This is a genomic window from Clostridium punense, assembly GCF_017874425.1.
Classification (GTDB): domain Bacteria; phylum Bacillota; class Clostridia; order Clostridiales; family Clostridiaceae; genus Clostridium_J; species Clostridium_J punense.
Genome location: NZ_JAGGLL010000005.1, coordinates 107,631 through 121,034 on the forward strand (window position 1 = coordinate 107,631; position 13,404 = coordinate 121,034).

A 13,404-nucleotide genomic window follows, 5' to 3' on the forward strand; every position below is an offset into this window, starting at 1 on the left:
TTTATTTTCCTCCTGGAATTAAAGTTAAAATTTCTTTTATTGGCATGCAATACTCTTTAGCTTCAAGAGCTCTATCATTTTCAAGGATAGATTTTGCAGTGTTAACCATTGCTGGGTAAGCACTTCTGATTAAGTGGTTAGCGTAAATTACAACACTTGCACCTGCTTCGTATAGCTCTTTTTCAGTCATATGAGAGTAAGAAGTTGGTACAACTACCACTGGAACCTTTTTCTCAAATTGATTGAAGATTGAAAGGAATTCAACGATTTCTTTTCCATCCTTTTGTTGGCTATGGATCATGATTCCATCTGCTCCTGCTTCAACGTAAGCTTTAGCTCTAGCTATAGCATCATCCATTCCAGCTTTTAAAATTAAGCTTTCAATTCTTGCAATAATCATAAAATCATTTGTAACTCTAGCAGCTCTTCCTGATCTAATCTTATCGCAGAAGTTTTCTATAGTATCTTGAGTTTGCTCTACATCTGTACCAAATAGTGAGTTTTTCTTAAGTCCAACTTTATCTTCTATGATAATAGCTGAAACTCCTAATCTCTCTAAAGTTTTAACTGTGTAAACAAAGTGCTCAATCTTTCCGCCTGTGTCACCATCTAAAATAATAGGTTTAGTTGTAACTTCTAATATATCATTAATAGTATTAAGTCTTGAAGTTAAGTCAACAAGCTCTATATCTGGCTTTCCTTTAGCTGTAGAGTCACATAGCGAGCTAATCCACATACCATCAAACTCTTTAATTTTTCCGTCTTTTTCTATTTTAGTTTTCTCAGCAATAAGTCCAGTAAGACCATTGTGAGCTTCCATAATTCTAACTACTGGCTTGCTTCCTATTAATTTTTTAAGCTTTTTCATTCTGTTAGCTGGAGTTGTTCCAATTAGGTTAATAGTTTCGTCAAGTTTAGAAATTGAAACCCCATCAGTGTACTTAACTTCTACTAATTCTCCGCCCCACTGTTTTAAAGTTTCAATAACTCTTTCTCTTAAGTTCTTTTGAAGACCTTCTTTCCAGTCATCTCCATGAACTACGTAGTCAGGCTTTATTTTTAATAAGTTAGCTACCTGGTCTAATTCATCTTGTGGAACTACCTCTGATACACCTTTAATATTTTCTACAATAACTTTTCTTTCATTGTAGCTTAAAAGTGGTGTTCTCCAATATTCTGATATTACATCATCTGTATGAAGTCCTATTATAACTTCCCCTAATTTTCTTCCCTCTTCAATAACATTTAAGTGCCCATGATGGATTAAATCTGCACTCATTGCTATGTATACTTTTTTCATCTCAATTCCGTTGTATAAAATCTACTAAAACCTAATACTTAGAGATTTATTCCTTATTCAACGCAACCTGTTTTATCATAAGACTACTCCAGTTTGATATGTTGCTCCAAAGGCTTAAACTCCCGCACAACGCACGGTACATATACAAGTTTACTTTTAAGTGCAATATCTTGTATTAACTTACTTTGCTTGGTTCTCGCTAACTACTTACGCAAGTAGCCTTATTTAAACACTAACACCCTCAAGGTTCTACCCTATGATTACATCACTTTCGCAATGTCTGGGATTCACAATAGCTATTAATATTATAACCAAAATAAGCTTAAATGTACCTATTAATACTAGTTTTTATCTATTTTCTATAGATTAAATACAACAGTTCACCTCCTCCATTATAATATATTTATATAAGAAAGCACCTTTTACAATATAGAAATAAGTAGACAAATGTGCTTTCCTTAAAATACTTAGTTATTTTTAGGCATCTGAAAATAAATAACAAGTCCAAGATGTGAAGTATATTTTGAGATAGACAAGGAAACAGGTTCCGCAGATAGTGTAGCTATCTAAGGGTTCTGTTGACGCAGTATATCACAAAATAGACGAACAGATTGACTTATTTATTTTTTGAAGATGCCTTATACAAGTAAGGGTTCTATTTCCCTCTTCACATAGTAGTACTGCTTTAAATTATCAATTTCTGCAAAGACAATGTTGGGCACATATTCATAGTGAACCTTAAAGGTCTCAGCTACGTCTAATAACATGTATTCATAGTTTACATAAGGGTTTGTTCCCTGGGAAAATCTATGCATCATCTTCTCAAAAACCATCTTAGATATTTTGGTAACTCCAATTAACTCTCCATGAATTTTATTTAAATGATGAATGTCCTTAGAGATGTTATGAATATAATCATTTTTTGTCTCCACATATATTTCATCATCTCTATCACTTAAGTTAGTTATGGTTACACAATTCTTACTTCTATTACTAATTAAAACATCTAGTAATTTTTCTTCAAAAACTATATCTCCTTCTAGAAGTATAAAATCTGAAGTTATATAATCCTTGGCCACAGACAGTGAATACATGGTGCCTGTTTTCTCATAATCAGGATTTTCTAAAAGCACTACATTGCGTTCTAGCAAATACTCGTACTTTTCCTTATTATACCCACAGATTAATATAATATTTTCAATGCCTTTTTTTCTTAGAAGTCTTATGGTTCTTTCTATTAAAGGTTCATCCTTAACACTAAGAACTCCCACAGTTTCTCTAAGTTCTTCATTTTTTCCTGCAAGTAAAATTACAGCCAATTCAATTTTTGAATCACTTTTCCCAAGATCAATTTTTCTACGCTGAGTACTATGTAACTCCGTCTCTAGGTATTCCATTCCCTTATCTTTAAGAATATATCTATACCTATTTCCTTCTTTATGAACTTGAATATAATCCTTTATTAAAAGGTCTTTTATCAAGTAATTCACCTTTCCAACGGATATATTCAAAGCCTTAGCTATATGTCCTTGAGTTGTGCTACTATTATTGCTAATAAATTGCAGTATTTCCGTTTCAATCACAGTTACATCACCTAAACTCATTCAAAATTTGAATCATGTATAAATTATAGTACAGGCTTATCCATAAAGCAATGAATTTTTATAGATTTTACATTTACTTCATAACTTAATATCACCTTTAAAATTAAAATAACTGTGATCATAAGTCTTTCTGACAGCAGTTATTATTAATTCTTATATTTATTAAATTTATTCCTATGAATATCATCTAAAAGTCCAGTTCTAATAAAGCATTTACCAAATGCATATGCTAAATTTTCACTATAAGGTGGTAGTAATTTTAAGCTTTATTATATCTTTGTATATATTTTTAACGCAGGCTTACTTTATATAACCCCCTTCATACCTATGTTTAAAATGTAGAAATAATATGGTAACTTGTGTATAATGAACTTATGTTTTACCACAATAGATATTTCTCTTAAAGCTACAGTAGACGAATAGCTTTAAGCTTTTCTTCATATAACTAAGCTTACAAATTCTATAAAACTGGGTAACTTGCTTTTTTAAATAGCAAAATAACTACATAAACATAAGGGGTGAAAAAAATGAAGGAAGATTTTTCAAAGCTTTTTCCTGATGATAGGGAAGAGCATACAAATGAAACTGTATTAAGGCAATCTCAATTAATTATGCTTAGAATGTTAAAAATAGTAGATTATATATGTGAAAAAAATTCTATAGATTACTGGCTAGACTCAGGAACGCTTTTAGGAGCTGTTCGCCATGGAGGTTTTATTCCTTGGGATGATGATATAGACATTGCTATGCCAAGGGAACATTATGAAAGGTTTATTGAAATTATAGAACAAGAGCTTCCTGAGGATCTTTACTTTAAATGTTATGATACCACTGAAAATCCAAAGCACACTTGGGGGAATGTAATAGATACAAAATCTCGCATTATTGAAAAAGGTGCAGAGGATCATATTAGTGGTCTTTACATTGATATATTTCCTTTTGACAGCTATAGTGATAACTTCTTTAAAAGAAACTTTTCAGAGAAGCTTCATAAGCATCTTTTCATAAAGTCCTTTTTAGTGAACGCACCTTTAAAGAAACCTTTTTTTAAAGGAAGTAACTTGCCTAAAAACATAGTTAGACTACTTAGTAGACTTACAATTATATTTTCTATTTTAAATCATAAAAAGATATATAACTTAAGCCTTAAGTCAAGAGAACAAAGAATAAATTCCATGAAGAATAATCCTAAAACCAATTATGGCTATGGAACAGATATCTTAAATTGGGACAAGGTATATGATTCTGAAGTAATATATCCTCTTAAGAAAATGAAGTTTGAAGATGGAGAGTTTTCTGTTCCAAACAATTGTCATAGCTTTTTAGTTACTCAGTATGGAGGTAGCTACATGACTCCTCCCCCTGAATATAATAGGTACACTCATTTTAATCATGTGGAGCCTATTGCCTACAATAAACCATGTGTAAATAATGAGGAAAAACAATTTGTTACTAAATAAAAAACTCGGGATGCAAATCCCGAGTTTTATTATTTGGACATCATAATTTTAAATAATTATTGAATTACTAAATCAATCTCATTGTGACAAAAACCGCGTACCCCAGGGGTTTCCGTGGGAACCCTGGGGTTAATATAATATAAATCAGCTAAAATTCAAAGATATCCTTTAACCCTAATTTTAACTCTGCAAAAGTAGCAGCTTCAAGCACTTCTTCATTTTTATATACTGCAAACTGTTCATATAATCCATTTTCATTTAACTTATATATTGAAATGGTTCTTATCTTAGGATTCACTATCCAATATTCTTTTACACCAAAGTTTTGATATAAATTCATCTTTGTTATTAAATCATGAGCTTCATTTGATGGACTTAATATTTCTACAATTAAATTAGGTACTCCTACATAGTTTTGATCGTTAAGTCCTGTGGTATCACAAATAACACTTATATCTGGAATAACCTTTCTTGGATATGTTTCCTTTTCATTTTTCAGTATAATATCAAAAGGAGCAATATAAGGCTTACATGCACTATTTTTAAAGAACATATTAAATTCTGTGGCTATATTTATAGCTACAACTTGATGTATTCTTGAAGGTGATGCTTGATAATAAACAACTCCATCAATATACTCTAATAATTCTTCTATACTATTATCAAGGTTTAAAAATTCTTCATAAGTTATATGTTTCTTTTCAGCTAGCATTAAAATCACTCCCTTACTTAAATTTAATTTCGACAAAAACCGCGCACCCCAGGGGTATGCGGTTAATGTTCCTTAAAATCCCACAAACGATCTTTATTAAATATTGTAACATAAGGATAGTTAACTACATTAACGTGATCCTTATAATATCCTTCATCAAGGAAAGCATTTAAGGTTTTAATTAAAAGTACAGCAACTATTGCCATAGACATTCCATAGAGCTGTAAAGCCTTAAACTTCTTATTATCTCTTAATAGGTTCATCACCACATTAGGTATTAAAATAACCTCAAAAATCTTAAAGTATAAGGTTATTCTAGTGGATATGGTCATACTCTTCATAGTAAGAAGATATAAAACAAAGCTAAATATATAAATCTTTTTAAAGAAAATTAAATCCTTATCTTCCTTCTCTCCAAAGGAATAAAACAGCACAAGAGCAAGTATTGTGAATCTATTTATAAAGGACATCATAGATGCTCTTCCATCAGTAAGATACATAGATAACTTATCTGCTAGGAACCCTGGCATTAAATTAATTATAGCCACATCAAAATTAAAATATATAATTAAAATAGCAAGAATACCTAAAGCGCAATAAAACTTGTAGTTATCTCCTAACTTATCTAAAACAAAAACCATCAAAGTAACCAAGATAGATACATGTATGGTAGCTGTTAATAAAACTAGCAGAACAAATTCCTTATATTTCTTTCTTTTGTATAACTGGATTCCAATGCCCACAAATATGGCAATAGCTAAGCCTTGTCTCATTCCACTTAATACATAAACTAAATAGTAAAGCACATAAAAAACAGAAAAGGCTGTAATTGGAAGCTTTGCATTTTGTTTAATAAATTTGTAGAAAAGGTACATGGTTATAATTCCTGAAACTCCACAAAAAACTTCAAAGTTTAAGTGAAGAGTTTTAAAAATAGCCATAAAAAGTACATAACCAAACTCTACATCACTATTGGTGGCAAAAATTTCTCCAAAGCTTGATACTCCTAAAAATGAAGGAGTCTTATCATAAATATCTACATAGGCAAAGTAATCTGTTCCTTGCCCAAATCTAAATACCGTAATCAAAGTAACAATTAAAAACAAAGTCTCTAAGGATAAGTATTTAAAACTTTTTCCTCTATATTCAAAATAGGATAAAACACATAAACCTAAAAAAACTGCTATATAAAACATGAACTACCTCTCTTAAATTCACATTATTGGTTTAAAACCTGGTTGTGAAGACGTAATATCTCCTCTAAAATTTCATCCATGGTGAACTTTTGTATCTTATTATAAGATTCTTCTCCCATAGCTTTTAGCATTTGTTTATTATTATATAGATATTCGATAGCTTCAGCAGTTTTAACAGGGTCCCCTAAAGGTACTATTTTACCATTAACGCCATCTTCAATTAAATCTCTTATACCCCTTACATTAGTTCCAATCAAAGGCTTTTTACAAGCCATAACTTCCATTAAGTTCTTAGGTAATCCTTCTCTATGAGATAGTAGTATAGCAACATCACTAGCATTTATAATTTCATTTACATCTTTTCTGAAACCTAAAATTTTAACATTGCTTAAAGCTCTCTTCTCTACTTCCCCTTTTATTTCTTCTAGAAGTTCTCCATCACCTATACAAACCGCCTTTATGTTTTCATGCTTAGACTTTAAAATTTCCATAGCATTTAAAAGCTGTATTTGATTTTTATTCTTATTGTGTTCTGCAATCATTACAACTACAAAATCTTCCTTTGATAGTCCTAATGAAGCCCTAACATGTAGTACTTCATGCTCTTCTAATACTTTAAACTTATCTAAATCTATACCTACTCCATTGATTTTAGCTAATTTCTTGCAAGAAAACTTTTTTGAAGCATTATAGTCTTCATCATTTATGTTAATTAGCAAGTCTGTATATTTTGCTAGAATTTTTTCAATTGGGTAATATATGGCCCAATTCACTTTAGACGCACCTTCATAAAAATGGTACCCATGAGCGGTATACATTATTTTTAAGTTTGGAAATTTTAACTTCATTAATCTCACATAAGCTGCTACTATAGGTGTGTGAGCATGAATCACATCATACTGATTATTTCTTTGAAGCTCGCATAACTGCTTAAAAGCCTTTACATTATCCGTACTAAGAGGGTTTCTACTAAAAGGTACATCAAAAAATTCTATATCATCTCTAACTCTTTCTTTATAAATGGCATGGCCTATTTTACAAGCGCAATCCACCTTATAGCCGTGGTCCACCAAGGCATTCATATGTGGTATGAAAAAAGTATTTACAGACCTGCTTGTATTAGTAACATATAGTATCTTCTTCATAAATTCACCTACATTTTGTATTATTAATTAGATATTTTATAGTATTACAAGTAAATCACTACTTATTGTTATGCTGCACAAAGGTTACAAGCTTATAAAAAAGTTCCGCAAACCCCTAAACAGCTCAAAAGTAATACTAATTTTACATATAGGTACCTATATAATAAAGTTCCTATGATTTAATACCTAATTTATGTTTATTATTTATACAATCATTTTTGAATATTCCTATACCTAATATATAATACCATATTATTAATCTATATAAAACCTTTATTTGTAATATGGAAACAATGGAAAAAGTCGATACTTCAACCAAAATTGAAATATCGACAAAATCCGCATACCCCTGGGGTGTTACAGCTTCTTCTGGGGTGCCAAAACAAATTCCTTATAACGTTCTCTGCTATTTTTCTCATGGAAATAAGAAAGAATTTTATTACACTTGATTAGTTTTTCTTTTCTAAGGCCTATAATCATGCTATAGCTGCTCCACTCATAGTCTTCTGGTCTATTCACCATATTTGCTCTAACAGGATTTAGGTGGATATACTGACTAGTTACAAGCATTTGCCCACAATTTTCTATTAAAGAAGAAAAATATCTATCTTGAAACAAGTGACCTACATAGTCATATTTACTGTTGAAATACTTTGCATATATAGAATTAACTCGTCCCACAAAATAACCTAGCTGTTTCTCCTTAGTTTCTACAAGCATATGTACATGATTTGTCATAAGGCAATAACATATGACCTCATACATGTTCTCATAATATTCTATAGCTTGTTCAATTATAGATAAATATACTTGAAAATCCTGTTTATCTTTAAAAATATCATTTTTATGGTTTCCTCTTGCAGTTACATGATAAGCTGCTCCTGGATACCATACTCGTGGCTTGGTTCCCATAAGTTCACATCCCTTTATAAACTATTCTAATCCTTACCACTTTTAATCTATTTATTCAATACACCCTGGGGTAAAAAAACGAAAAAAACTAGCCTCATTCATTTGAATAAGGCTAGTTCGACAGAATCCGCGCACCCCTGGGGATTAACTTGCTCGTCGGACGACTCGTCGGTCCTCCGACGACCTGTCGGATATCATGATCTTTTCTCAATGTTAGAGTATTCAATGGTTAAATTTTTTTTAATTGATAAGTTGTGCTGCTACTCTTTCCCTTCTTTTCTATCAAGCCCTTTTCTATTAAGCTATTAAACAAAATAACACTTTGATGTTTTGTATATCCTAGGGTTTCTCTACTAAGACTATTATTAATATAACCATTCTTCTTAATAAAATTAATTACTTTCACTTCATCATTATTTAATAAAGTAGAATCACTCTCTTTATTCTCTTCAGAGGCTTGGTTTTTTTTATCATCTGCCTTATTAATATTGTGTTCATTTATTATCTTAAAATTTTTTGCTAAATAATATCTAGTTCCTCTTCCTATACCATCTGATTCTAGATATCCCTTTTCAACTAGTAATGACAAAACTTTATTACTATTTATGGCATGAGTGTCAATTAGTTGTTGTAATCTATAATTAGTAACATAACCTTCTTGATGTGCAGTAATAAGTGCCATAACCTCATCCTTGTTCAATTGTTCGTATTCTTCCTCTAATATCTCCTTAAGCAATTCAACGCTTTTCATGGGGAGCATTGAAACAGTTCTTAAGATAAGATTTATTCTATCTGGATTGTATTCCTCTTCTAAGTCTGGTGCAATCCACTTCTGTTCTTTCCATGCTAATTGAATATTTTCTAGCCCTGACCCTGCACGCTCTCCAATGCCTAGCAGATTAAACATTTTAAATATATTTTCGTTTCTTGGATCACTCACTCCACCTTTTAAAGCTTCTTCTCTAGAAACTCTTAACGTGCCAGGATTAGAAAACTTAAAGTAGGTTTTACCTTTTTCAATAACTATTCCTCTTGGAACTCTATAGTCTGCATGTATAAGTGCATTGGCTACTGCTTCTCTTATAGCCTTATGAACTCTTGTATCATCTTGTCTAGTACCATTAATAACCCTAAAAGGAACATTTATATTATCAACTATTTTATTAATGACCTTATAATAAAAATCAAATATATTTCCCGACCATGTTCCCTCAGAGGATATTACTCTATATTCCCACCTAATATCTTCTGAATATTTTTCTCTATAGTCAAGAAAATATTTTGGAAACTCATCAATTATGGCCCTTTCTTCTCCAAACATCAAAAGTCCAGCAACAGTAACCCCCTCATGACTGGTTTTTCTATCCTTTCCATATGCGCCCAATTTATATAAAAACGTTTTTGTATCAAGGGATATCCATGGATGATCTGGCTTAACTGCACTCAACCTATTTCTAAAGCTTTTTATAGAATCTTCATTTAAATCATCTATATCAAAACCCTCTAATATTTTGCTATCTTGTGATTCCTCTGTTTGATCAGCCAGCATTCTAGTTATTTCTTCCCTTGAACATTTATAATCACCTGAATAGTTTCTCCTAAATACACCTGAATGTTTACCTTCATTAAAAGGATTTTCACCAATATACACAGGTCTCTGCTTCCTATCTGCTCTTGGTATAGTTATTTTTATTATGCTTTTTTCATCAGATACTTTTAACTCTACATTTTCATTACTTAAAATGTTGGCACTCACCTTCTTAGGATTATTTATATTATCCCAAAAGTCCTTAATTAAATGATCTGGATTATCTACTCCTGTAACATAAAACTTGTTAGACTTTTCTTGTATTCCTAATAATATAGTTCCACCATTTGTATTTGCAAAGGCAGAATAAGATTCCCATAAATCTTTTGGCAACCCTCCCGATGCATCTTTACACTCTATTTCATCACTTTCTGCTAAACTATAAATGTCCAGATTCATTTTATCACCACACTTTTATCATTCTAAAATATTAAATTCCTTCGACAGAATCCGCGCACCCCTGGGGTACTTCGTACCCGCTTGGATTTGTTTGTTGCCAGTGCCAAGAATCTCTGCACATGTCCTCAAGGGTTTTCTCTGCCTTCCAGCCTAATTCCTTAAGGGCCTTAGTAGAATCTGCAAAACAAGTTGCGATATCTCCTGATCTTCTAGCTGTTACTTCATAAGGAATTTTCTGTCCTGTAGCCTTTTCAAAGCTATTAACCACATCTAAAACACTGTAGCCAACTCCAGTACCTAAGTTGTAAGCATCAACTCCAGTAGAATTCATAATCTTTTCAACAGCTTTTAAGTGGCCTTTAGCAAGGTCAACTACATGGATATAATCCCTTACCCCTGTACCATCATGGGTTTCATAGTCATTTCCAAAGACCCCAAGCTTTTCTCTCTTACCCACTGCAACTTGGGTTATGTATGGCATTAAGTTATTTGGAATACCATTAGGATCCTCTCCAATTTTTCCACTTTCATGAGCTCCAATTGGATTAAAGTATCTTAAAAGAGCAATGCTCCACTTTGAATTTGCCACAAACACATCTCTTAAAATTTGCTCTATCATAAGTTTTGTGCTTCCATAAGGGTTTGTTGTGCTAAGAGGTAAGTCTTCAGTTAATGGTGATATGTTGTTCATTCCATAAACCGTTGCTGAAGAGCTAAATACCATTTTATTTACTCCAAACTTCTCCATAACTTCACAAAGAATTAAAGTTCCAGTGATATTGTTGTGATAGTATCTAAGAGGAATTTGCACTGACTCTCCCACAGCCTTAAGTCCAGCAAAGTGAATTACAGCCTCAATGGAATTTTCACTAAATACCTTTTCTAAAGCTTCCTTATCTAAAATATCTGCTTCGTAAAACTTTAAAGTCTTTCCTGTTATATCCTGAACTCTTTTTAATGCTTCTGGCTTACTATTTGAAAAGTTATCTACAACTACTACCTCATATCCAGCATTTAATAGCTCTACGCAGGTATGAGTACCAATATACCCTGCTCCACCTGTTACTAATATAGACATAACTGATCTCTCCCTTTATTTTGTTATAGGTTAGTATGTGTTCACATACCAAGTATGTGTAATATAACAAATTATACCACAAAACCTTTTTTGTGAAAAACATTCTACTCTTTACTTATTTATGATAATTTATTTTATTCTTCATTCTGTAGGATTACCTTTATGCATCTATGCCATACCCCTGAAACATCTTAAAATAAAAAAAGTTAAATCCCTTACATCCGTAATTAGTGGAATAACTACCTTCAAAAATGTAATTACCATATACTTTTTTTTACAATTTATTGTATAATGGTTATAACTTTATTTACAATAAAGTTAGTATTATAATAACTTTTGCATAAGGCATCTTGAAAAATAAACAAGATAGTATGTTTCTATATTTTACTTATCATTTATTTTAAGATGAATAAGTAAAAGTGTATCAGTATAATTTGAAATTAAGCGTAAAGTATAATAAGCTTTCATAACCTACTTACTACTTATATAGCTTATTAAATAATGGACAAGTTCATTTTGTTTAACAACTTCAGAAGCATATTTAGACACATAGACACCTTTGTTACGCCAAAGTAACTTGGCTACGCTGACTAGCTGTTACTTTAAAAGATAGAATACTTAAAACTTCCAAAATGTTGTTAAAAGAAAACTACTATAGTGGTAAATTAGAAAGAGGGTATAACTTTTATGGGAGAAAGAATGGAAAAAAATAAGACTCAAAGAATAAAAAGAAAAAGAAGACAAAGAAAAATATTACTAGGATTAATTATTTTTTTAGCCTTCATTGTTGTTAGTACAGTTGCCTATGGATATCTAACCTTAAGCAAAATAAAAACTAAAGACTTCACAGAAGACAAACAAGAACTTGGAATAGAACAAAAGGTTGAAGAAAAAATTACTGATGAGAAAAAGAAAATCAGAAATATAGTTCTACTTGGAATTGACCAGCTTGAGGGTGATGTTGGACGCTCTGATGCAGTAGTAATTGCAACGGTAGACCCAGTTCATAAAAAACTTAAGCTTACTTCTTTAATGAGAGATTCCTATGTTAATATTCCTAGCTGTGGCTATGATAAGTTAACTCACGCTTATGCCTTTGGAAAAGAGCAACTATCTCTTAAAACCATAAACCAAAACTTTGGTCTTAACATAACAGATTATGTTAAGGTTAACTTTGGACAAATGGAAAAAGTTATAGATGCAGTTGGAGGATTAGATATAGAAATTAGAAGTGATGAGCTTGCTAATATGAATAAGCACATTCGTGACTTATCTAAAAAAGGAGGGGTAACGGCAGAGGAAATTAGCTCTCCTGGTATGAAACATCTAAATGGACTTCAAGCCTTAGCTTATACGAGAATTAGAGGTACTGATGGCGGTGATTATGAAAGAACTGAAAGGCATAGAAATGTTTTGACTATGTTATTCGATAAAATAACCTCTGCTGGCCTTGGAAAACTTCCTGGAATAGTTAATAAGCTTCTTCCATTAGTTGAAACAAGTTTATCCAGTGGTGAAATACTAGACTTAGCATCCACTGCACTAACCATAGGAAATAAGAAAATTGAGCAACAAAGATTCCCCTTAGACAAATTTAGTAAAGGGGATATAATTAACGAAGTATATCAACTACAATTTGACGAAGAGCCTACTAGAGATCAAATCTTTAAGTATTTATTTGAAGATATAAAACCTAATTAGCAATACATTTACCAAAGGGAGTAATGAAATATTTTACTCCCCTTTTATTTTTATATAAAATTCGAGCTGATATAAGAACTAACTATAAATTGCCATAAGACTATTATCATGCCGTAAAACTATAATTTAACTCCATAAAAAAACTAGTCTTTTTTTAAGACTAGTTCCTCAATTAAATGCCAACTCTGTCAGTTCTCTGGACATATATACCATTCTCTGGGGTGCTTCTTTTTTTCTGCAACTTATTGTATAATGATTATAGCTTTATTTAAAATAAAGTTAGTATTATAATAACTTTTGTATAAGGCA

10 protein-coding genes are annotated in these 13,404 nt (G+C 31.4%); 2 read left to right on the forward strand and 8 right to left on the reverse strand.

Going from position 1 to position 13,404, the window contains the following annotated elements; translation table 11 throughout:
• Position 1 precedes the first annotated feature (1 nt).
• Positions 2-1,300, reverse strand: a complete 1,299-nt coding sequence (gene aepX / locus J2Z44_RS04650; RefSeq protein ID WP_021283147.1) for a phosphoenolpyruvate mutase — start codon at positions 1,298-1,300, stop codon at positions 2-4.
• Between the two features lie 638 nt (positions 1,301-1,938).
• Positions 1,939-2,883 (reverse strand): NTP transferase domain-containing protein, encoded by a 945-nt coding sequence (locus J2Z44_RS04655; protein ID WP_021283146.1) that lies wholly within the window; start codon positions 2,881-2,883, stop codon positions 1,939-1,941.
• 548 nt (positions 2,884-3,431) lie between these two features.
• Between J2Z44_RS04655 and J2Z44_RS04660 the strand changes: the two genes are divergently transcribed.
• Positions 3,432-4,364, forward strand: a complete 933-nt coding sequence (locus J2Z44_RS04660; protein ID WP_021283145.1) for a LicD family protein — start codon at positions 3,432-3,434, stop codon at positions 4,362-4,364.
• Positions 4,365-4,512: 148 nt separating this feature from the next.
• Here the strand turns inward: J2Z44_RS04660 and J2Z44_RS04665 are convergent, their stop codons facing one another.
• The 6 genes from J2Z44_RS04665 to galE all read right to left on the reverse strand — a co-directional run bounded on the left by J2Z44_RS04665 (position 4,513) and on the right by galE (position 11,394).
• Positions 4,513-5,112 (reverse strand): Uma2 family endonuclease, encoded by a 600-nt coding sequence (locus tag J2Z44_RS04665; protein ID WP_245352983.1) that lies wholly within the window; start codon positions 5,110-5,112, stop codon positions 4,513-4,515.
• A 26-nt stretch (positions 5,113-5,138) separates the two neighbouring features.
• Positions 5,139-6,272 (reverse strand): EpsG family protein, encoded by a 1,134-nt coding sequence (locus tag J2Z44_RS04670; protein WP_021283143.1) that lies wholly within the window; start codon positions 6,270-6,272, stop codon positions 5,139-5,141.
• Positions 6,273-6,295: 23 nt separating this feature from the next.
• A complete protein-coding gene (locus tag J2Z44_RS04675) occupies positions 6,296-7,417 on the reverse strand; it encodes a glycosyltransferase family 4 protein (protein WP_021283142.1) in 1,122 nt (373 codons plus the stop codon).
• A gap of 357 nt (positions 7,418-7,774) precedes the next feature.
• Positions 7,775-8,329, reverse strand: coding sequence for a transposase (locus J2Z44_RS04680; protein ID WP_021283141.1), 555 nt, complete (start codon positions 8,327-8,329; stop codon positions 7,775-7,777).
• Positions 8,330-8,558: 229 nt separating this feature from the next.
• Positions 8,559-10,316, reverse strand: a complete 1,758-nt coding sequence (locus J2Z44_RS04685; RefSeq protein WP_209649373.1) for an RNA-binding domain-containing protein — start codon at positions 10,314-10,316, stop codon at positions 8,559-8,561.
• A 31-nt stretch (positions 10,317-10,347) separates the two neighbouring features.
• On the reverse strand, positions 10,348-11,394 hold the full coding sequence (gene galE / locus J2Z44_RS04690) for a UDP-glucose 4-epimerase GalE (RefSeq protein ID WP_021283138.1): 1,047 nt from the start codon (positions 11,392-11,394) through the stop codon (positions 10,348-10,350).
• A 687-nt stretch (positions 11,395-12,081) separates the two neighbouring features.
• Between galE and J2Z44_RS04695 the strand changes: the two genes are divergently transcribed.
• A complete protein-coding gene (locus J2Z44_RS04695; protein ID WP_021283137.1) occupies positions 12,082-13,095 on the forward strand; it encodes an LCP family protein in 1,014 nt (337 codons plus the stop codon).
• Positions 13,096-13,404 lie beyond the last annotated feature (309 nt).